Origin of the sequence: Uliginosibacterium paludis (assembly GCF_039631355.1) — a bacterium.
Taxonomy (GTDB): Bacteria; Pseudomonadota; Gammaproteobacteria; order Burkholderiales; family Rhodocyclaceae; genus Uliginosibacterium; species Uliginosibacterium paludis.
This window is the reverse complement of the sequence record NZ_JBDIVF010000004.1, coordinates 297,450-319,117: the sequence shown is the minus strand read 5'-3', so window position 1 is coordinate 319,117 and position 21,668 is coordinate 297,450. Positions and strand designations below refer to the sequence as shown.

15 protein-coding genes are annotated in these 21,668 nt (G+C 66.2%); 12 read left to right on the top strand and 3 right to left on the bottom strand.

The features are described from left to right. The first annotated feature begins 6 nt into the window (after window positions 1-6). The 4 genes from ABDB87_RS13490 to ABDB87_RS13475 are packed head-to-tail and all read left to right on the top strand — an operon-like array spanning window position 7 to window position 2,967. Complete coding sequence (locus ABDB87_RS13490) at window positions 7-555, top strand: chemotaxis protein CheW (protein WP_345927865.1); 549 nt, start codon at window positions 7-9, stop codon at window positions 553-555. A gap of 21 nt (window positions 556-576) precedes the next feature. Beyond that, entirely contained in the window at window positions 577-1,371 is a 795-nt protein-coding gene (locus ABDB87_RS13485; RefSeq protein WP_345927863.1) for a CheR family methyltransferase, read from the top strand. A 7-nt stretch (window positions 1,372-1,378) separates the two neighbouring features. Further along, window positions 1,379-1,891 carry a chemotaxis protein CheD gene (locus ABDB87_RS13480; RefSeq protein WP_345927861.1) on the top strand — a complete coding sequence of 171 codons (513 nt, stop codon included), beginning with the start codon at window positions 1,379-1,381 and terminating at the stop codon, window positions 1,889-1,891. Window positions 1,892-1,893: 2 nt separating this feature from the next. Then, entirely contained in the window at window positions 1,894-2,967 is a 1,074-nt protein-coding gene (locus ABDB87_RS13475) for a protein-glutamate methylesterase/protein-glutamine glutaminase (RefSeq protein WP_345927859.1), read from the top strand. Window positions 2,968-2,986: 19 nt separating this feature from the next. Here the strand turns inward: ABDB87_RS13475 and glnE are convergent, their stop codons facing one another. Beyond that, entirely contained in the window at window positions 2,987-5,650 is a 2,664-nt protein-coding gene (gene glnE / locus ABDB87_RS13470) for a bifunctional [glutamate--ammonia ligase]-adenylyl-L-tyrosine phosphorylase/[glutamate--ammonia-ligase] adenylyltransferase (protein ID WP_345927856.1), read from the bottom strand. Window positions 5,651-5,852: 202 nt separating this feature from the next. Here glnE and ABDB87_RS13465 point away from each other — a divergent pair, with 202 nt between their 5' ends. From ABDB87_RS13465 to ABDB87_RS13450, 4 genes are all read left to right on the top strand, one after another. Then, window positions 5,853-9,941 (top strand): YhdP family protein, encoded by a 4,089-nt coding sequence (locus tag ABDB87_RS13465; protein WP_345927854.1) that lies wholly within the window; start codon window positions 5,853-5,855, stop codon window positions 9,939-9,941. Then, window positions 9,938-10,753: a carbon-nitrogen hydrolase family protein gene (locus ABDB87_RS13460; RefSeq protein WP_345927852.1), complete on the top strand. Its 816-nt coding sequence runs from the start codon at window positions 9,938-9,940 to the stop codon at window positions 10,751-10,753. The genes ABDB87_RS13465 and ABDB87_RS13460 overlap by 4 nt, the downstream gene beginning before the upstream one ends. A gap of 22 nt (window positions 10,754-10,775) precedes the next feature. Continuing rightward, window positions 10,776-12,230, top strand: coding sequence for a metalloprotease TldD (gene tldD / locus ABDB87_RS13455; protein ID WP_345927850.1), 1,455 nt, complete (start codon window positions 10,776-10,778; stop codon window positions 12,228-12,230). 173 nt (window positions 12,231-12,403) lie between these two features. Further along, window positions 12,404-12,835 carry an EamA family transporter gene (locus ABDB87_RS13450; protein ID WP_345927848.1) on the top strand — a complete coding sequence of 144 codons (432 nt, stop codon included), beginning with the start codon at window positions 12,404-12,406 and terminating at the stop codon, window positions 12,833-12,835. Between the two features lie 197 nt (window positions 12,836-13,032). Here the strand turns inward: ABDB87_RS13450 and ABDB87_RS13445 are convergent, their stop codons facing one another. Then, a complete protein-coding gene (locus ABDB87_RS13445; protein WP_345927846.1) occupies window positions 13,033-14,835 on the bottom strand; it encodes a TolC family outer membrane protein in 1,803 nt (600 codons plus the stop codon). Between the two features lie 193 nt (window positions 14,836-15,028). Here ABDB87_RS13445 and ABDB87_RS13440 point away from each other — a divergent pair, with 193 nt between their 5' ends. The 4 genes from ABDB87_RS13440 (at window position 15,029) to queF (ending at window position 19,529) form a co-directional block, all read left to right on the top strand. Then, a complete protein-coding gene (locus ABDB87_RS13440) occupies window positions 15,029-15,682 on the top strand; it encodes a transglutaminase-like cysteine peptidase (RefSeq protein WP_345927844.1) in 654 nt (217 codons plus the stop codon). A gap of 43 nt (window positions 15,683-15,725) precedes the next feature. Next, entirely contained in the window at window positions 15,726-17,648 is a 1,923-nt protein-coding gene (locus ABDB87_RS13435; RefSeq protein WP_345927842.1) for a bifunctional diguanylate cyclase/phosphodiesterase, read from the top strand. A 67-nt stretch (window positions 17,649-17,715) separates the two neighbouring features. Beyond that, a complete protein-coding gene (locus ABDB87_RS13430; RefSeq protein ID WP_345927840.1) occupies window positions 17,716-18,693 on the top strand; it encodes an alpha/beta hydrolase in 978 nt (325 codons plus the stop codon). Next, a complete protein-coding gene (queF, locus tag ABDB87_RS13425; RefSeq protein WP_345927837.1) occupies window positions 18,690-19,529 on the top strand; it encodes an NADPH-dependent 7-cyano-7-deazaguanine reductase QueF in 840 nt (279 codons plus the stop codon). The genes ABDB87_RS13430 and queF overlap by 4 nt, the downstream gene beginning before the upstream one ends. Before the next feature lie 99 nt (window positions 19,530-19,628). On the opposite strand, the gene ABDB87_RS13420 is transcribed toward queF, so the two are convergent. Then, window positions 19,629-21,650, bottom strand: coding sequence for a sensor histidine kinase (locus ABDB87_RS13420; protein WP_345927835.1), 2,022 nt, complete (start codon window positions 21,648-21,650; stop codon window positions 19,629-19,631). Window positions 21,651-21,668 lie beyond the last annotated feature (18 nt).

The window sequence follows — 21,668 nt, the reverse complement described above, 5'->3', positions numbered from 1 at the left end:
CGCACCATGGAAGCGGTTGTTCAGAGCGGAACTGCTGCACTGCCGGTCGTGGGCGAGACTCGCGCACCGGTCGTGGTGGCCGAGCCTGCGCAATACCTGACCTTCTGCCTCGGGGGCGAGATCTTTGCGATCGGCATCCTGGCGATCAAGGAGATCATCGAGTATCACGCCGTCACCGAGGTGCCGATGATGCCGGCGAGCGTGCGCGGAGTGATCAATCTGCGCGGTGCCGTGGTGCCGGTGATGGATCTGCAGGTGCGCTTCGGGCGGCCTGCCTCCGAGGTGACCAAGCGCACCTGCATCGTGATCGTTGAAGTGAGGATGGGGGACGAGCGTCAGGTCGTCGGCATCGTCGTCGATGCGGTCAACGAGGTGCTCGACATCGCGCCCTCCGAGATCGAGCCGCCGCCGGCCTTCGGCGCGCGCATCCGTGCCGACTTCATTCGCGGCATGGGCAAGGTCCGGGGCCACTTCGTGATCCTGCTCGATGTGGACCGGATCTTCGAACTCGAAGATCTGGTGCAGCTGGCCGAGCTGCCTGCCCTGACGGTGTGAGCGCCAGCCAGTGGAGGGTGGATGAAAGACATCACCGACCGGGAATTCGCGCAGTTCCAGCGGTTCATCTTCGACATCGCGGGCATCAGCCTGTCGGAAGCCAAGAAACCGCTGGTCTGCGGGAGACTCGGCAAGCGCCTGCAGTTTCACGGGCTGTCGTCCTATTCGGAATACTTCGCTCTGCTGCGAAGTGGTCAGCAAGCCGCGGAGCTGCAGATCGCGGTCGACCTGCTGACGACGAACGAAACCTACATGTTCCGGGAGCAGAAGCATTTCGACCTGCTGCGGCAGGTCGCGGCGCAAGCACGTCCGCATGCCTTCCGGGTCTGGAGCGCAGCCTGCTCCAGCGGTGAGGAAACCTACAGCATCGCGATGGTGCTGGCCGATTGCCTGCCCGCGCGCAGCTGGGAGGTGATCGGTTCCGATATCAGCCAGCGCATGCTCGAGCGCGCGAGGACAGGGCATTACCCGATGGAGCGCGCGCGCGATGTGCCGCAGGATTATCTGCGCAGATTCTGCCTGCGTGGCACCGGCAGCTATCAGGGCTCGCTGCTGGTCAGCAAGGATTTGCGCGAGCGGGTGAGCTTCATGCAGATCAACCTGAACGAGGAGCTGCCGGCGCTCGGTGCTTTCGATGTGATCTTCCTGCGCAACGTGATGATCTATTTCAACAACGATACGAAGCGGCGCATTGTCGAGCGCATGGTGCCCCTGCTGCGTTCCGGGGGCTACTTCCTGATTGGCCACTCCGAGAGCCTGAACGGGATCACCGATGCGCTCGTTGCGCGCGCGCCCGCCATCTATGTCAAGCCCTGAGTGCTTCATGGACGGGATCGAATCCGGTCATCACGAGATCTATCTCCAGCCCGGCGAGTACCTCGTGGCCGGGCCCGGATGCCGCATCCGCACGCTGCTGGGGTCCTGCGTGTCCATCGTGCTGTGGCATCCGAAGCGGCAGGTGGGGGCGATGTCGCACTGCCTGCTGCCTTCGCGCGGACGCAAGGCGCGGCCTGACCGCAGCGATGCCCGCTATCTGGACGAGGCCTTCTCCCTGATCCTGGGCGAGCTGGCCGGGCTGGATGTGCCGCTGTCCGGCTGTCAGGCAAAGATTTTCGGCGGGGGCAACATGTTTCCCGAGCATGCGCGCTCCGATCAGATGCACATCGGCCGGAAGAATGGTGACATGGCCCGCCTGCTGATCGAGGCGGCCGGCATTCCGACGGTGTCCGAGCATCTGTTCGGCGTCGGCTACCGCACCATCGTGTTCGACACCGGCAGCGGTGACGTCTGGGTGCGCCAGGTCAGCAATGCCGCCGGCATCGAGGCGGGGAGCTAGCGATGGCCAGGATCCGCGTGTTGATCGTCGATGATTCCGCCGTCATACGGCAGGTGGTGACCCAGCTGCTGTCGGCCGACCCGGGCATCGAGGTGCTCGGTGCGGCGGCGGATCCGCTGATCGCGATGGAGCGCATGAAGAAGGAGTGGCCCGACGTGCTGGTGATGGACGTCGAGATGCCGCGCATGGATGGCATTACCTTCCTGCGCCGGATCATGGCCGAGCGGCCCACGCCGGTGATCATCTGCTCCAGCCTGACCGAGAAGGGCGCGCAGACCACGATCGAGGCGATGTCTGCCGGTGCGGTCTCGATCATCACCAAACCCAAGCTGGGCGTGAAGCAGTTCCTCAACGATGCCTCGGCGGATCTGGTGGCGGCGGTCAAGAGCGCAGCCGCCGTCAATCCGCGCCGTCTGGCCGCCCGCCCGGTCATGCCCGTGCCGGAGAAGCACAGTGCCGACGTGATCCTGCCGGCGCCGACCCGGCCGATGCTCAAGACGACCGAGCGCGTGGTGGTGATCGGCGCTTCGACCGGTGGCACGCAGGCGCTCGAATACGTGCTGACCGCCTTGCCCGAAGTGGTGCCCGGCATCGTGATCGTGCAGCACATGCCGGAGAAGTTCACCGAGGCCTTCGCGCAGCGGCTCGACGGCCTGTGCAAGGTGAAGGTGAAGGAAGCGGCCAGCAACGACCGCGTGCTGCCGGGCCAGGCCCTGATCGCACCGGGCGGGCGTCACACCCTGCTGCGGCTGAGCGGGGCGCGCTATTACGTGGAAGTCACCGATGGCCCGCTGGTGAATCGTCACCGGCCCTCGGTGGACGTGCTCTTCCGCTCTGCGGCGCAGGCCGCGGGGGCCAATGCACTTGGCATCATCATGACCGGCATGGGGGACGATGGTGCGCGCGGCATGAAGGAAATGGCGACCGCGGGTGCCGCAACCCTGGCACAGGACGAGCAGAGCTGCGTGGTGTTCGGCATGCCGAAGGAAGCCATCCGGCACGGGGGCGTCCAGACCGTCGTGAGTCTGGACGAGATTCCAGGCCTGATCGTGCGTTACGGCCGTTCGCTCGGCTGAGCGAGCCTGGCTGGCGGGCTCAGCCGAACACGCTGGTCCAGAGCGCCATGACCGGCTCGCGCAGTTCATCGAGCGAGTCGTCATGCACCCGGCTGCGCTGCTGGTTCAGGCGCAGTCCGTGCTGGGCATGGCGCAGCGCGCGATAGCTGTTGGCACTGCGACGGGCAAGCTCCGCGGGGATCAGGCCGGCGTCGGCCGCGAGCCCCAGCAGCGCGATATTGCCCTTGTTGGCGGTGAGTGCAGGGTGGCGATAGGCATGGGCGAGCACCAGATACTGCACGATGAATTCGACATCGATCAGACCGCCGGCATCATGCTTGAGCTCGAAGCCCGGCCCCTTGTTGGCGAAGGCGTCGCGCATCTTCTGGCGCATCGCCAGCACCTCTTCACGCAGTTTGTCCGGATCGCGCTCGCGTTGCAGCATGCGGGTGCGCAGGGCGTCGAACTTTGCGCCCACCCCGGTGTTGCCGGCACAGAAGCGCGCGCGGGTGAGGGCCTGCAGTTCCCATATCCAGGCGTCATGCTCCAGATAATGTTCGAAGGCTTCGACCGAGACCACCAGCAGCCCGGCTTCGCCATTGGGCCGGAGCCGGACGTCGGTTTCGAAGAGGTGGCCCGCCGCGGTGCGGCTATCGAGCCAGGCGTTGATGCGCTGGGCCAGGCGTGCATAAACCGGCTGACAGGCTGGATCCGGGTCGTCATGGATGTAGACCAGATCAAGGTCCGAGGCGTAGCCCAGCTCCTTGCCGCCGAGTTTGCCGTAGCCGAGGATCGCGAAGCGGTGCGCTTCGGCATGGCGTCTGGCCCGTTTCCAGTTCAGCGCAAGCGTTTCTTCCAGCACCGCGTCTGCGGTGGCAGAGAGATGGTCTGACAGGTGTTCGACGCTCAGCTGGCCGGCCAGATCATGATTGAGCAGGCGGAAGACGTGCGCATGGTGATGTTCGCGCATGAGGTCCATCTGGCGCTCGACATCGTCGCCCTGATCCAGCATGGCCTTGTGCAGCTCGTTTGCGAAGACCTGCTCGTCCGGCATTTCGGTCAGCAGCCGGCTGTCGAGCAGCTCGTCGAGCAGCAGCGGGTGATGCGTGATGTAGTCCGCGCCCCAGCTTGAAGAAGACACGAGCTCCACCACGCGGCTGAGCGCCTGCGGATACTGCTGCAGCAGCGCGAGATAGGCCGGGCGGCGGCACACGGCTTCCAGCAGTTCGATCATCCGGGCCAGGGTGTGGTCCGGATTCTGGCGCAGGCCGGCGAGCTCAAGGATGCGCGGCATGATCGCATCGAGCCGGCTGCGGGCTTCGTCACTCATGCTCCGCAGGCGGGCGCTCTGGCGGAATTCCTGGAGTCTGCCGGTGCTGCCGGCGATATCCCGGTAGCCGATTTCGCCAAAGGCTTCGCGGCACTGTTCGGTGTCGCAGCTGCCCTGCCAGACGGGCGAGAGGGCATGCTCGTCCGCGACCGGGTCGGTGAAGACCTCCGAGAAATAGCGGCTGACCAGCGTGCGATGCGAGTCCAGCACCGCAAGCAGGGCGGGGTAATCAGGCTGCCCCATGGCGATCGCGAGGCGCTGCCGGTCTTCCTCGCTGGCCGGAATCGAGTGGGTCTGGGCGTCGTCCAGATACTGGATGCGGTGTTCCAGCCGGCGCAGGAAGTCATAGGCTGCCACCAGCGCCGCTTCACCGGCGTGATCGAGCTGGCCGCGATGTACCAGGGCGCGCAGCACCGCCAGTGTGGGGCGGATCTGCAGGCCGTGGTCGTAACCGCCCCGGATGAGCTGGAACACCTGCGCCATGAATTCGATTTCCCGGATCCCGCCGGGGCCGAGCTTGATGTTGTCCGCCATGTCGCGGCGCGCCACCTCGCGGCGGATCTGGGCGTGCAGCTCGCGCATCGCGTTGATGGCGCCGAAGTCCAGATACTTGCGAAAGATGAAGGGCCGGGCGAGCGCGTAGAGTGCCTCGTGCTGTTCGCCGGTGAGCGCGCGGGCCTTGATCCAGGCGTAACGCTCCCACTCGCGCCCCTGGGTGATGAAGTAGTTTTCCAGCATGTCGAAGCTGGCAACGAGCGGGCCGGAGTCGCCGTTCGGACGCAGACGCATGTCGACGCGGAACACATAGCCGTCGGCCGTCAGCTCGGAAATGGCCGCGATCAGCGAGCGGCCCAGCCGGGTGAAGAAATCGAAGTTGCCGATGCTGCGGCTGCCATCGGTTTCGCCGTCTTCGGGATAGACGAAGATCAGGTCGATGTCGGAGGACACATTCAGCTCGCCGCCACCGAGCTTGCCCATGCCGATCACGATGAGCGCCTGGCGTTCGCCGGCCGCATTGCGTGGCACGCCGAAGCGGGCTTCGAGCTGGCGGCCGAGCACTTCCTGCGCGCTGCACAGGGCGACTTCCGCCACGAGGGTCATTGCGGTGGTGACTTCCGCAAGCGGTGCCTCGCCAGCCAGATCCCTGACCATGGCGTGTGCGGCGACCCAGCTCTTGAGCGCGCGCAGGCGTGGCGCCAGCGTGCTGTCATCCAGCGGGCTTTCAGCCAGGAAGCGCTCCATGTCTTCCCGGGTCAGGGCGCGATCCAGACTGGCTTCGAGGCGCTCGGCGAGCCAGCTGCGGGCGTTCATCTGGCGTTCGAAATGGCGGCTGTGCGCCAGGGCGGTTGCGATACGCGCGGGGATTGGGGTCATCGGATCGTGAGGCGGAAGGGTTGCGGAAAACGGACACTTTCCGGAGGTTTGCGAAAGCCCGGAGAGGCCGGCAGCACGGGACGAACGGTTCGCCCGTCCTGTCATCGGTTTTTGCCGTCTGCAGCGGGTTCAAGCGCCGGACAGCCTGATAAAATCAGGCAACTTCATCATGCCGCGAGATCTGCGGCGGCGTCCAGTACCGATGTCTCCTACTGCAGGCAAGCCGGAAATCGATGCGCGCCCGCCCCGGGCCTCCTTTCCCCGACGGCTCGGGCTGGCCCTGCTGCGCGTGCCGCGTCACCTGCCGCGCGTCGTCTGGCGCCTGCTCGTCGGCCTGTTTTTCTTCCTCGCGATCCTGTTTCTGCTGATCCGCCATGTGCTCATGCCCCAGGTGGCGCATTACCGGCCCGACATCGAAGCCGCGCTGAGCCGCGGGGCGGGCCTGCCGGTAAAGATTGCCCGGCTGGATGCGGACTGGAACGGGTTGCGGCCGGCGCTGAACCTGCGCGGCGTGCAGTTCATCGACAGCGCGGGCGGAACCGCGCTCGAGCTGCCTGAAATCGGGCTGGAGGTGGCCTGGTCATCGCTCTGGCACTGGGATCTGCGCCTGCATCGCCTGGAAATCGTCCGGCCCGAGCTGGACATCCGTCGCGAACATGATGGGCGCATATTCGTGGCGGGTCTTCCGGTCAGCGGGGGGACAGCTGGCCGGTCGCCCTTCCAGGATTTCGTGCTGCAGCAGGACCGCATCCTCATCCGTGATGGCCGTGTGGTCTGGACCGATCTGCAGCGCGCGGCACCACCGCTCGCGCTGGATCATGTGCAGTTCCGCATCGACAACTTTCTCAACAGTCACCGCTTCGCCCTGCGTGCCGATCCGCCCGCTGCGTCGTCCACGAGTCTTGACCTGCGGGGCGACCTGCGCGGCGCGAGCTTTTCCGACCTCGAAAACTGGCGCGGCAAGCTCTACCTTTCGCTCGACAACGCGGACCTCGCGGTCTGGCAGAAGTGGACCGACTATCCGCTCCATCTGCCGCGCGGGCGTGGCGGCCTGCGTGCCTGGCTCGATTTCAACGGCCGCGACGTGACCGGCATGACCGCAGACGTGGCGCTGGCCGACCTGAGCCTGCGCATGGGGGAAGGCGTGCCGCAACTCGATCTGGCCTCGATGAAGGGGCGGATGAAGTTCTCGCTCAATCAGGGCGTGATGGCGGTGACGGCCGAGCGCCTGACGCTCGCCGCGCAGAACGGACTGCATATCGGGCCGACCAGCCTGAAGCTGCGCTACGCGCCGGCCCGGGGCAAGCAGGGCGCCCGCGGCGAGTTTTCGACCGAGCAGCAGGACGTGCAGGTGCTGGCGCGGCTCGCGGCCTTCCTGCCCTTGCCGGAGGAGGCACGCAGGCATCTCGTCACGGCCGATCCGGCCGGCCGGGTCGAGCGCATCGATTTCAAATGGGAAGGCAGCGCACCCGGCGTGACGCCGGCGCAGCCGCTTGCGCACTTCAGCATCGCGGCGCGGGCCAGCGCGCTGACGCTGCATCCGGTGGGCGGCATGCCCGGCTTCACCGGGCTGGGGATCGAGGTTCAGGGCAGCGAGCGTGCCGGCAGCTTCACCACCACCGTCAATGCCGGTGGTCTCTTCCTGCCGACCATCATGCATGAGCCCTGGCTGCCGCTGAGCGAGGCGCGGCTGGCGGGTGCCTGGTCGCATGAGCAGCCGGCCGGTGAAAAGCACGAACGGCTCACGCTGAAAGTGGAGCAGGGGCAGATCGCAAACGAGCATCTGAGCGCCAGCGTGAGCGGTTTCTGGCAGGCGCGCGAGAACGGCCCCGGCTATCTCGATCTCAAGGCGCGGGCGCCGCTCGCACCGCTCGGGGAAGTCTGGCGCTACATCCCGCATGCGGCCCCGGCCGATGTGGTGGTCTGGCTGCATAAATCGCTCAACGGCGGGCAGGGTGAAAACCTGCGCTTCCAGCTGACCGGGGATCTGGCGAATTTCCCGTTCAACAGGCATCCCGGCGTGTTCAAGCTCGAAACGCGGATCCGGGACGGCGTGATCTCCGAGTTCTCCCATGGCTGGCCGGGCATGCAGGCCCTGCAAGGCAGCTTCGTGCTGGATCGCCAGCGCATGACGATCCTGGCGGAGTCGGGGCGTTACGGCAACGCGGTGGCGCGCGGCGTGAAGGTCGAGATTCCGGACCTGATGAATGAGGGCAAGCAGGTCCTCACCGTGGAGGGCAAGGCCAGTGGCCCGAACACCGATTTCCTGAATTACGTGAATGCGAGCCACCTGCGCGAGATTTCCGGCGGTTTCACGGCCGACATCCGTGCGCAAGGCAGCGGCGAGCTTGATCTGAGGCTTGATATCCCGCTGCATGAGGCCGTGCAGACCCGCGTCAATGGCAGCTACGACTTCCAGGCCGCCAGCCTCCGGCTCACCCCGGTGTTGCCGGACTTCAGCGCGGTGAAAGCGCGGCTGGGCTTTACCGAGCATGGCCTGAGCCTGCCGTCTGCGCGGGCGCAGTTCCTCGGCCGGCCGGTGAGCGCGACCGGCCGCACCGAAGACGACGGCTCGATGCGCTTTGATGCGCAGGGCAATCTCACCGTGGCGGGCCTCAAGGAGCTGGCCCGGTTCAACGGCTGGGAATACCTCAGCGGCGAAAGCCCGGTCAGCGTCGTGGTTCGCGTGCGCAGCGGCGTGCTGGAGGTGGGGGCGGATAGCACACTGGCCGGTATTTCGAGCAGTCTGCCCGCGCCTTATGCGAAGACAGCACTCGAGCGTTGGCCGCTGCGTTTCCTGCTGCGCCAGGAGCATCACGCCAATGCCTCGTCGACGCAGACCTGGCGTGTGACCGTGCCTGCGCGGCTGGACCTGCTCTGGCTCGAAACCTGTGGCGATCACTGCAGCATGTCGGCGGGTGCGCTGGGGCTGGCCGACACGGCAGTGCTGCCGGCCCAGGGCTGGCAGATCAATGCCAGCCTGCCGGAAGTGGATGCGGACCTCTGGCGTCCGGTGCTGCAGCGGATCTTTCCGTCGGGCGATGGCGCGAGCGCCAGTGCTGGCAGCGGTAGCGGCAGTGGTGGAGAGGAGAGCACGGAGATCGCCGGCAATGTGCGCGTCGGGCGCCTGCTGGCCAGCGGCTATGCCTTCCGTGAAGTCGTCGGCCGGATCAGCAAGCGCGGGCCAACCTGGCGCGCGCTGCTCGATGGCCCGGATCTGGCCGGCGAAGTCAGCTGGCGGGATCAGGGCAACGGTGTGGTACAGGCGCGCATGAAGCGCCTGGTCCTGGCCAGCGCCGAGCCGGCCGCGGCGGCCGCGGCCGCCCGGATGACGCCCGAAGCGCTCGAAAAGCTGCCCTCGCTCGATGTGGTTGCCGAGGCTTTCGAGTTCCGCAAGTTCAAGCTGGGGCGTCTGAATCTGGTCGCGCGCAACGAGGGCGGTGTCTGGAAGCTGGATCAGATCGGCCTCAAGACGCCCGACATGGAGCTCAGCGGGGCGGGAGAATGGCAGCCTGCCGGACTGACGCCCGGCACCTCGCTCGACTTCAAGCTGCACACGACCGATGCCGGCACCATGCTCGGTCGTATCGGCTATCCGGACATGCTTCGCGGCGGCGTGGCGGATTTCAGCGGCAAGGCCAGCTGGCGGGCTTCGCCGGTGAGCCTCGATTTCGGCTCGCTCAACGGCCGGGTGAGGCTGGACGCGAGCAGCGGGCAGTTCCGCGAGATGGAGCCTGGCGCCGGGCGCCTGCTGGGCATTCTGAGCCTGCAGTCGCTGCCGCGCCGCATCACGCTGGACTTCAACGACGTGTTTTCGGCCGGCTTTGCCTTCGACCGGATTGCCGGCGGCATGGACATCGTTGACGGCGTGCTGCACGCCAACGATCTGGAAGTCCGGGGGCCTGCGGCACGTGTCTTCATCGGCGGCAGTACCGATCTGGGGCGTGAAACACACAATCTGCACATCAAGATCCAGCCGACCCTGAGCGAAACCGTTGCCGTCGGCGTGATCGTGGGGCAGGCTGCAGTCGGGGTGCTGAATCCGGCAGTCGGGGCCGCGGCCTATCTGGCGCAGAAACTCTTGCGTGACCCTGTCGAGAAAATCTTCAGCTACGAATATTCCATGACCGGCAGCTGGGCGGATCCGAAGGTGGAAAAGATCGGCGGCCTGCTGGTGATGCCGCAGAACCCCGGCGCTGCCGGCGTGTCCAATCTGCCCGAGCGGTCGCCCGACACCAACTGGAACCGCGACAGGAATGACAACAAGACCAGACCCGTGGAGGGACCATGAAGCCTGAGCACAAGACGCGCCTGGCCGCGATCCAGCTGGTATCGGGGCCAGACGTGCAAAGCAATCTGGAGCAGGCCGGGGCGCTCATCGGCGCGGCGGCACAACAGGGGGCCGAGCTCGTGCTGCTGCCCGAGTACTTCGCCCTGATCAGTGCTGACGAAGAGGAAAAGGTCCGCCGGCGCGAACCCGCCGGACAGGGGCCGATCCAGGCTTTCCTGGCCCGTACCGCACGCGAACATTCGGTCTGGATCATCGGCGGCAGCATCGCGCTCGAGGCCGGTGATGCCCATCGCATGCGCAACAGCTGCCTCGTTTTCAACCCGCAGGGTGAGCAGGTCGCGCGTTACGACAAGATCCATCTGTTCAACTTCCAGCGCGGCGACGAGACCTACGACGAGGCGCGCACGATCGAGCCCGGCGCCGACATCGTCTGTTTCGACGCCTCCTTCGGGCGCGTCGGGCTCTCGATCTGCTACGACCTGCGCTTTCCCGAACTCTACCGGCGCATGGGGCCGGTCGATCTCATCGTGGTTCCGGCTGCCTTCACCGCTACGACCGGCCGGGCGCACTGGGAAGTGCTGCTGCGCGCGCGTGCCATCGAGAACCAGTGCTATGTTCTGGCCTGTGGCCAGGGCGGTGAGCATCCTTCAGGGCGAAAAACCTGGGGTCACAGCATGCTGATCGACCCCTGGGGCGAGATACTATCGAGCCTGGCGAGCGGCCCCGGCGTCGTCTGCGGGGACTTTGACCCGGCCCGGATCGCTGCCGTGCGGGAAAGCCTGCCGGCGCTGCGTCACCGACTCTTCACCTGATTTCCAACCGGAACCATTCCGCATGAAGCTTCCTGCTGCAAACAATGCTCTCGGGCTGGCGAGCGAGCTCCTGCTCACGCCTTACGGACTCGGCAACGCCTCGCTTGAGCGCGTGCTGGGCGACATCCTCGTCCACGACGTGAATCTGGCCGACCTGTATTTCCAGTACCAGCGCTCCGAGAGCTGGAGCCTGGAGGAGGGCATCGTCAAGGCCGGCAGTTTCAATATCGAACAGGGCGTCGGAGTGCGCGCCATCAATGGCGACAAGACCGCGTTCGCGTATTCCGATGACATCAGCCTTGCTGCGCTGAAGGAAGCAGCGGCTACCGTGCGCTCGATCGGCGCGCAGGGTCAGCGACGCAAGGTGAAAGTGTCTGCGCCGGCACTGCCGAAGGCGCTGTATGCCGCGGCCGACCCGCTGCCTTCGCTGAAGGATGCCGACAAGATCGCGCTGCTCGAGCGCATCGAACAATACGCCCGTGCGGAAGACCCGCGCGTGGTGCAGGCCATGGCCTCCCTCGCTTCGACCTGGGATGTGGTGCTGGTCGCGCGCAGTGATGGCCACATGGCCGCCGATGTGCGTCCGCTGGTGCGCCTTTCGCTGACCGTGATCATGGAAGACGGCGGCCGGCGCGAGCAGGGCTCGTCCGGCGGTGGCGGCCGGGCCGACTATGCGATGTTCACTGATGCGGTGCTGCGCGAATACGCCCGCCTCGCGGTGCATCAGGCCAGCGTGAATCTCTCCGCCCGGCCCGCACCGGCCGGCACGATGACCGTGGTGCTGGGCAATGGCTGGCCGGGCATCCTGCTGCATGAAGCCATCGGTCATGGCCTGGAGGGAGATTTCAACCGCAAGGGCAGCTCGGCCTTTGCCGGCCGCATCGGCCAGCGCGTGGCAGCCAAGGGCGTCACGGTGGTCGACGACGGCACGCTCGAGGGGCGTCGCGGTTCGCTGACCGTGGATGACGAAGGCAACCCGACGCGCTGCACCACGCTGATCGAGGACGGCATCCTCGTTGGCTACATGCAGGACATGCACAACGCCGGTCTGATGGGCGTGGCGCCCACCGGCAATGGCCGCCGCGAGTCCTTCGCCCATCTGCCGATGCCGCGCATGACGAACACCATCATGCGTGCCGGCGACAAGGCGCCCGGCGAGATCATCGCCTCGGTGAAGAAGGGGCTGTACGCCGTCAACTTCGGGGGCGGTCAGGTCGACATCACCAGCGGCAAGTTCGTGTTCTCGGCTGCCGAGGCCTATCTGATCGAAAACGGCAAGATCACCACACCGGTCAAGGGCGCAACCCTGATCGGCAATGGTCCGGATGCGCTGACCCGGGTCGCGATGATCGGCAACGATCTGGCGCTGGACCCCGGTGTGGGCACCTGCGGCAAGGACGGGCAGAGCGTGCCGGTCGGCGTGGGCCAGCCCACGCTGCGCATTGACGGACTGACGGTGGGCGGCACCGGCGGCTGAGGCGTCTGCCGCGAACGACACCGGCATCGTGGTGCAGGGCCGCGCCGGGCATTGCGAAGCGGCACGCTCCACCTGATCCGGGCCAGCGGCGCGGGGTCACGGGGCGGCGGGCCCGCTCGCTGCCGGCCCGATTGCGCGGCGCTTGGGGTGCCGCAGCTTGGCAGGAGGCAGGGGTGGATTCTTCAGGCTGGTTCATGTGGGCGCTGCTCTCGGCGGTGTTTGCCGCCATGACGGCGATTTTCGCCAAGCTCGGGCTCGAGGGCGTCGATTCCGATTTCGCCACGCTGGTCCGCACGGCGGTGATCCTGATCATGCTGGCGGCAATCGTCCTGGTGCTGGGCAAATGGCGCAATCCCCTGCAGCTGGGGGGCCGCACCTGGTTTTTCCTGGTGCTCTCCGCGCTGGCGACCGGCGCCTCCTGGCTCTGCTATTTCCGGGCGCTGCAGCTGGGCGAAGCCTCGAAGGTTGCACCGGTCGACAAGCTCAGCCTGCTGCTCGTGGCGGTCTTTGCCTTCGTGTTTCTGGGCGAGCGGCCCGGCGCATGGTCCTGGTTCGGCATCGCGCTGGTGGGCGCCGGCGTATTCATTCTTGGCTTGAAGCGCTAGGTACTGGCAGGCCGCGAGGCCAGGCGGACTGTGCCGGGTCTGACGCTATCCGGCCGGGCAGGCAGGCGCCTTGGCCCGAAGGCGTGAGGGCCGACAGAAAGGCTTCCGCGGGCTCGATCTCGTGCACCGCGCGGCGGCATCCAGCACGCAAAAAAACGGGCCCGCTCGGGGCCCGTTCTGGCTCGGACAGTCTTCGCTCAGTTGGTGCCGGACGTGCCGGGGGCCACTTCCTCAACGATCTTCCAGTCTTCTCCTTCAAGTTTCAGCACGAGCGTCTTGGGGCCTTCATGGTTGAAGTCGCTCGAGCGATAGACCTGCTGGAGATTGACCTCGCAAAGCTCGGGAGAAATCATCTTGAAGTTGATGTCCTGCAGCTTCACCGAGATGAAGTTCTTGTTCAGGCGTTCTGCGCGCAGCTTGCGCCAGCCGCTCTGGTCCTTGACCGTGCGGGGTTTGAAGTCCTTCGAGTAGAAGGACAGGTACCTGTCCAGATCCTTCGCCGACCAGGCAGCGGCCCAGTCCAGCACGGCGAAGCTGCACTTTTCGGGCACCGAGGGCAGCGTGGCCGCGGGTTTGGGCGGCGCGGCCGGTACCGGGGCAGGGGCCGGCGGCACCTGATGAGGCGTGTGACCCGCCATCGCGGCCTGGAGATCCAGCGCTTCGTAGGAGGGCAGATCGGTGCCGCAGCGTGCAACGGCGTCGTCGGAGCCGGCCGCGTCGAGTTCGGGGAAGCTGTCCAGGCGCGGAGCGAGACCCAGACCGGGCAGCAGACGGTGGCTTGAGCTCAGCACCTGGTATTCCGCCAGGCGCAGGTCATATTGCGCGTTGGCGTAGGCACGGCGTGCCTGGAAGAGTTCATTCTCGGTGTCGAGCAGGTCCAGCAGGCTGCGCTGACCGATGTCGAACTGCTGGCGATAGGCGTCGCGCGCCTTTTCGGTGGCCAGCAGATGCTGGTCCAGGTAGCGGAGCTGTTCGCGGAGCTTGCGCACGTTGGTCCAGGCAATCGTGGTGGTCTGGCGGATGTCGCGGCAGGCCTTCTCGCGCATCTGTAGCGCTGTCTGGTAGAGCTCCTCTGCCTGGCTGACCCGGGCGCTGTCCGCGCCACCGCGATACAGGTTGTAGTTCATCACGATCTGGACGGCGCCGCTGCCATAGTTGCCGTCGATGCCATTGCGGTTGCGCTCCGAGCCTGCCGAGGCACGGAACTCCACGACCGGGGATTTCGCGGCACGGCGCACGTCTTTCTGGGCGCGTGCCGCGCGCAGATTGGCCACCGAGGCGAGGAAGGACGGGTTTGCGCGCAGGGCTTCGTTGAGGATCTGCGCGTCTTCAGGGAGGTGCCGGGTGAGGTCGGGCGGCACGCCCAGCTCGGGCGGGACTTCACCGACCACGCGCTCGAAGCGCGCACTCACGTCATGCAGATTGCTGGTGTCGGTGAGCCAGTTCGACTGGGCCAGCGCCAGGCGGCCCGAGGCCTGCTCCAGGTCAACGCGACGCCCCACACCGGCCTGCACCTTGGACGCGAGCTGCTCGTAAATTTCCTTGTGCACCGCCCAGTTCTCTTGAGATTGGCGGGTGAGTTGCCGATAACGCAATACATCGAGGTAAGAGCGGGCTGCTTCCAGGGCAATGTCATCGGTGGCCTGGAGCAGTTCGAAATAGCGGGTGGCTTTTGCGTAACCCAGCCGGCGTACGTCGCCGCTGGCCGCACCACCGTCAAAGAGCAGCTGGCGAAGCTGGAGCGAGGCCCCCGGATGATTGAAGTAATTGCTGGTGCCCGGCGTCGGGTCGTAGCGGTCACGACCGCCGTAGGCCTCGAGGTCGAGGCGGGGACGCAGCGCGCCCCGCGCGGCATCCTGTTCGGAGCCGGCGGCGTTGTAGTCGTGAATGCGGATCTGCAGGTCGGGATTGCGGGCCATCGCGCGTTCGGCGATTTCCGCAAGCGTGGCTGCCTGCGCGCTGCCAATGAGCATCAGTGAAAGTACGAGGGGTTTGATCATTTTCTGTACCCTGAGGGACTGCCTGGGAAAGCGGGGGCCGGTTTTGTCCGGCGTCAAGGCCTTGTCGTGTCAGTGGCCTGAGTGTTGTTTTCTTAGCGGATTTTATTCGTTCTGGGCCGGCTGGGTCCGAAAGACTTGCCGGATTCTGTGCGGTATGTCGCCCGCTCATGACTTCTGTCACGCTTTGTGGCGGATGGGTGGGCCCTTCGTGCGCCTGCTGCTGGTGCTGGCGGTTCCGTTCTCGGTGGCATCGGTGGACCTCGATCGCATGCAGGCCACGATGTCGGCACGCTTCGGGGCCGGCGGCGTGCAGGCCCTGCGCGACTGGCGGGAGATGCTCCAGCAGGCAGCCTCGCTCGGCGAGGCCGACAAGCTCCGCCGTACCAACGATTTCTTCAACCGGCGGATCCGTTTCCTCGATGACGATGTCGTGTGGGGCAAGCCTGATTACTGGGCGACCCCGCTCGAGTTTCTGGGCCGCGGCGCAGGCGATTGTGAAGACTATGCCATTGCCAAGTACCACAGCCTGATCGAGCTGGGCGTGCCCTCGTCCCGCCTGCGCATGATCTACGTTCGCGCCACGCTGGGGGCGCCGGGCAGTACGGTACAGGTGGCCCACATGGTGCTCGGTTACTATGCCGAACCGGATGCGGAGCCTCTCGTGCTGGACAATCTCATCAGCGACATCCGCCCGGCTTCACGCAGGCCGGATCTTGCGCCCGTCTTCAGTTTCGGGAGCGAGGGCGTGTTCGTGAGCGGATCGAACAGGCCTTCCTCGCCGGTCGATCGCCTCTCCCTGTGGGCGGACCTGAGGTTGCGGATGAAGGCAGAGGGATACGAACCATGAGCAGGTGTCTGATGAAGCTTGAGCGAAAGGGAATGACATGTCCTTGCTGACGCGTCTTTGGTTGAGTGTGCTGATCGCCATGCTGGTTGCTTTGGGTGTGAGCTTCAGTGTGAGTCTGGTGACTGCCCGGAATTACCTGGAGCAGCAGCTCTTCGCCCAGGCCAGTGACAGCGCGGCCTCGCTGGCCCTGTCGATGTCGCAGCAGAGCAAGGATGCGGCGACCAGCGAGTTGCTGGTCAGCGCGCTCTTCGATTCCGGCCACTTCGAATTCATCCGCTATCTCGACACTGCCGGCAAACCATTGGTGGAGCGGCGCTCCGGCGCGCCGGCGCCCGCCGCTCCAGGCTGGTTCGTGGCCCTCATGCCGATCGAGGCCAGGCAGGGCGAGGCGCTGGTGTCGGACGGCTGGAAGCAGGCCGGGCGGGTCGTCGTGCAGGCCAGCGCGCGTTATGCCTATGGCGAATTGTGGAGCGGAACGCTCAGGCTCGCCGCGACCCAGTTGCTGATCGGGCTGCTGCTGTGTGCGGCGGTGGCCATGCTGATGCGCTGGCTGCAAAGGCCGCTGCGTGCCATCGTCGAGCAGGCCGAAGCCATCGGCCAGCGCCGGTTCGAGACCAAGTCGCTGCCTGTCGTTCCCGAACTCAGGGTGGTGGGGTTGGCCATGAACACCATGGTCGAGCGGGTGCGTGCGATGTTCAGCGAGCAGGCCTCGCGCATCGAGCAGATCCGCAACGAGGCCAACCGGGATTCGCTCACGCGCTTGCCCAACCGCGGCCTGTTCTCCGGCGCGCTGCGCGATGCGCTCAATGACGAGCAGGCCGCCCCGGCGGGCGTGCTCGTCATGTGTCGCGTGCTGGATCTGGTCGCCATCAATCGCGAGATTGGCCGCGAGCGTACCGACATGCTTCTGGCAGCCTGCGCCGACATGCTGCGTGCCGCGGTCGAGCCGCTGGCCGGCGAACCGATGACGGGCCGGCTCAACGGTGCGGATTTCGCGATCCTGGTCCCCGATGCGAGCGTCGATGACGCACATCTGCTGGGGCAGAACCTGCTGGCGGGCTTTGCACGCGTGGCCCTGCAGAACGGTGTCGAACGCGAGCCGCTGGCCGCGATCGGCTGGGCGCGCTATCGCCGGGGCGAGGAAGCCGCAGCGGTGATGCTGCGGGCTGACGCCTGCCTGATGCAGGCTGAAGCCAGCTCACCGCCGGTCGTGGGCAATGCCGGCGAAACGCCGGCCAGTGCCGCACAGGCCGGTGTCTGGCAGGCCAGACTGGAGCATGCCCTGCAGATGCGCGCCTTCGAGCTGGCGTTCTACCCGGTGGTGCGCGCAGACGGGTCACTCCTGCATCAGGAGGCCATGCTTCGGCTGATCGACGAGGAAGGTCAGCGCCTCACTGCGGGCCAGTTTATGCCTGCAGCATTGCGGCACGGCCTCATCGCCCGGCTCGACATGATGACGCTCGAGTTGGCCATGGCCCGGCTCGATCACCAGCCCGGCGACATCGCGGTGAACATCTCTGCGCTGTCGCTCGATGCGCCCGAGTTCCTGCCCGCGTTCAAGGCGCTGCTCGCAACGGCCGGTGCGCGGGCGCCGCGCCTGTGGGTCGAGCTGGCGGAGCGTGGCATCGGCGCTTCCGGTGGGCTGGATGCGCTGGCGCCCCTGGCGCGCCTTCTGGCTGACTGCGGTGCCAAGCTGGGGATCGAGCACTTCGGACGCCACTTCGCCTCGATGCCGCGTCTGCATGCCCTGAGCGTCGATTACCTCAAGCTCGATGGCGCCTTCGTGGCCGAGATCGAGAGCAACGAGGGCAATCAGCGCTTCGTGCGGACAGTGGTTGATGTGGCCGGCAGTCTCGACATCCAGGTCATCGCCGAGCGCGTCACCAGCCGTGCGGAGTGGCGCACCCTGGCCACCCTTGGCGTGGCCGGCATGACCGGACCTGCAGTGACGACCGATCCGCACTGAGGCGCGCCGCAGCAGTGCGCAAGGTGGCCGGGTTAGAATCCGGCCACTTTCCTTCCCGAGATCCACGATGCCGCTGGACCCGAGATCCCAGGCCTGGCTGGCGATGCTGCATCGCATTGATGCGCCGCGCCTGCATGAAATGCCGGTCGAGATTGCCCGCCGCAGCTACTACAAGCTCATGTTTGCCTATCGCGGCGAGCCGGAGCCGGTTGCTGCCGCCGAAAGCCTGCAACTGCCGCGGCGCGAGTTCGAGGGCGGTCCGCTCGAGGCGCGCCTGTACCGGCCGCAGGGCGCCTTGCCGGGCGCCCGTTTGCCGGTGATTCTCTGGTTGCATGGGGGCGGCTGGACGCTGGGCGATCTGGCCGGCTACGACGCCTGGTGCCGCGCACTCTGCAACGCCACTGGCTGGGCGGTGCTGGCGCCGGAATACCGGCTCGCGCCCGAGTCCCGTTTTCCGGCCGGCGTGGATGACGCCTGGTTTTCGCTGCGCTGGCTGCAGCGCGAGGCGGACCGGCTGGCGCTCGACACCTCGCGCATCGCGGTAGCAGGTGATTCCGCCGGCGCCACGCTCGCGGCCGTGCTGGCCCTGATGGCCCGGGACGCAGGTGGTCCCGTGCTGCAGCAGCAGATCCTGATCTATCCTGCCACGGATCTGACCACCAGCTTTCCGAGCGGATCACGCTATGGCAGCGGTCATTTCCTGGAGCGGGAAACGATGGACTGGTTTGCCCATCAGTATTTCGCCACCAGTCTGGAGAAGCAGGACTGGCGGGCCTCGCCCGCCCTGGCAGACAGCCATGCCGGGCTGGCGCCAGCCCTCATCATCAACGCCGAGTGCGATCCGCTGGCCGATGATGGTGCCCGCTATGCACGCCTCCTGCAGGCGGCGGGCGTGGCAGTTCGGCATCTTGAGTACGAGGGCATGGTGCATGGTTTCGTGACCCTGTTCAGCCTTTTTGAAGAATCGCGTCGCGCACTGGCGGACATCGCCGCTGCGCTCGCCATGCCGGCGGCCCGGGCTGCGCGGCGCAGGAAGAAGACATGACGGACGAACTGATCCCCGAAAACTCCCCCCTTGGACGCGCCACCGCCTACCGCAGCGACTATGCGCCCGAGCTGCTGTTCCCGATTCCGCGTCAGCAGAAGCGGGATGAAATCGGCGTAGCGGCAGACGCCTTGCCGTTTTCGGGCGAAGACCTGTGGAATGCCTACGAAATTTCCTGGCTCGGCCCGCGCGGCAAGCCGGTCGTTGCCATCGGTGAATTCCGTGTGCCGGCCCGCTCGCCGCGGCTGATCGAATCGAAGTCGCTCAAGCTGTATCTCAACTCCTTCAATCAGAGCCGGTTTGCTGACCTCGCCACGGTTGAGCGGACCCTGGCCGCCGATCTCTCCGCCGCGGCGGGCGATACGGTGGCGGTGCGCCTGCAGGATCTGCAGACCCGACCCGCACGGCCTTATGCGCTGCCGGCCGGCGAGTGCATCGACGGACTCGACATCGACGTTGAGCGCTATGCGCCGAGCGCCGGTCTGCTGAAGGCGGATGCCACGCGGATGGAGCAGGATGTGACGCTGTATTCGCATCTTCTGAAGTCGAATTGCCTGGTGACCGGTCAGCCGGACTGGGGCACGGTCTTCATCCGTTACAGCGGGCCTGCCATCGACCGTGAGGGCCTGCTGCGGCATGTGATCTCGTTCCGCGAGCACAACGAATTCCATGAGCAGTGCGTCGAGCGCATCTTCGTCGACCTCCTGCGCGATTGCGCGCCGACGCAGCTGGCTGTCTGGGCGCGCTACACCCGACGCGGCGGGCTGGACATCAATCCTTTCCGCACGAATTGCGCGGCATGGACCGCGGAGAATCTGTTCGAGGTACGGCAGTAAGCACGGTTGCAGGAGCATGCCGGTCGGCGCGCGGCCAGTGAAGACCGTCTGAATTTCCGTGGCCCGTCTGAGCCCTGTCCGGACCGGCTTCGTGAGGACTCAGGCGGTCTGCCCGCGAGGCAGGCTGACGAAGAAGGTCGCGCCTTCGCCCAGACGACTGATGCAGCCGACCTGGCCGCCGCTCGCTTCGGTCATGTACTTCACGATCGACAGCCCCAGCCCGGTGGAGTGCTCGCCGCCGGTCGGGCGTGCGGACAGCCGGGTGAACTTGCGGAACAGCTTGCCCTGTTCCTCCTCCGAAATGCCGGGGCCTTCGTCACGGATCTGGAACAGCGCGTGGCCCGATTCCTCTTCGAGCGAAACGTGGATGTTCCGTCCATGCGGCGAGTACTTGATCGCGTTGGAGATCAGGTTGTCCAGAATCTGCAGCAGGGCGGTGCGGTCGATGCGCAGCATGAGGTTATCGCTGCAGAGGGTGAGTTGCAGGCGCAGGTCCTTGGCGTCGCAGCGCTCGCGGTAGTCGTCGCAGACCGAGCGCAGGATCTGTGAAACGTTGAGCGGCGCCGGGCGCAGCACATAGTGACCTGACTCGATGGCGTCGATGTCGAGCAGGTTGCGGATGATGTCGAAAGTCAGCTGCGCCATGCTGCGGATGTTGCCGATCCGCCTGAGTTTCTTTTCCTCGTCCCAGGCGCCCCAGCGCTCGCGCAGCAGATCGGAGTAGCTGATGATCGCCGCCGTGGGGTTCTTCAGGTCGTGCGCGGCGATCTGCAGGAAGGCGCCGCGCTCCTCGTGCAGCACCTTGAGGCGGCGGTTGGTGCTCTCCAGCGTGTCGTGCTGCTGGCGCTGCAGATCGAGCGCCTCCTCGAGCTGGCGGGTGCGCTCCTGCACGCGCCATTCAAGTCGTGCTTCCGATTCCTTGAGCACTTCGATGAGCTGCTGCTCGGCCACCAGCCGGTCGTGGTTGGCCTGGAGCTGGTCTTTCTGCAGGGCGCGCAGCTTGCCGGCCAGCGCCAGCGCGATCATGACCGCGCCGAGCCCTGCGCCGAGCTGGAAGCCGAACATGGTGAGCGGCGAGGGCGCGAGGATGCCGAAATTCCCGCCAACATAAAGCAGCCCGCCCCCCACCAGCGGAATCTGCGCCAGAAGGTAGTAGCGTGCGGGGCGGTAGCCGTTGCGCAGGACGTGGATGCCCGCCGCGATGGTGAGCCCCGAGAACAGCACCGAGACCACGTCCAGCAGCGGGATGGAGGCTTCGCTGCCGCCGATCGCATACACCGGCAGGGGCAGCAGCGAGGCCCAGATGCAGCGGGTCACCAGCGTGTGCAGGGCAGGGCTCTGGTCCGCCAGATTGAGGAAGTTCCGTGCGAAGCGGCAGAGGGTCGCCAGGGCCAGCGTGGGCAGTACGGTCGACAGCAGATCCATCATGAACGGCGCGTTCTGCAGGAAGAGCTCATGCCAGAGCCCCAGCATCTGCGTCTGCAGTAACCCCATCAGGGACAGGAAGTAGAAGTAGTCGATGTAGTTGCTGTCTCGCGTGGTCGCCCAGGCCATCAGGCTGTAGAGGCAGAGCGTGATGAACAGGCCGCAATAGATGCCCAGCCAGATGCGCTCGCTCGAGCTGGTGCGGAAGAATTCGCTCACGCTGTAGAGGCGGGGCCAGACGAGCACCGGGCGCACCGTGTCCACATTGAGGAACAGCGTTGCGCTCTGGCCGGGCTCGAGATCGAACTCGAAGATCTGGTTGTGATAACTGCTCAGCGCCTTGCGGGCCGGTGGCTGCTTGAAGCCGCCGTAGCGGATTTCGGGCGGCGCGTCGTCGCGAAGGATGTAGAGCACGACGCGGTCATGCTGCGGATTGAGCAGTTCCAGGATCTGCTTGCCCGCCTCGGCGGGGGTGTAGTCAGTGCGAAGCCAGAGGGTGTTCCGGGTGAAGCCCAGGTTGGCGATGCCGGTTTCGGGCAGTGTCTGCCACAGCTCGGCGGGGGCGCGTTCGATCTGCTCGAAGGATTGCGAGGGCGGTGTTTCGGCAAAGCGCCAGATGGCCTGGTCGTCAGCCCGGCTCGCCTGGGGAAGGATGCAGCACAGCAGCAGGGCAAGAGTCACCAGATGGCGCAGCATGAAGATCCCGTCCGGAGT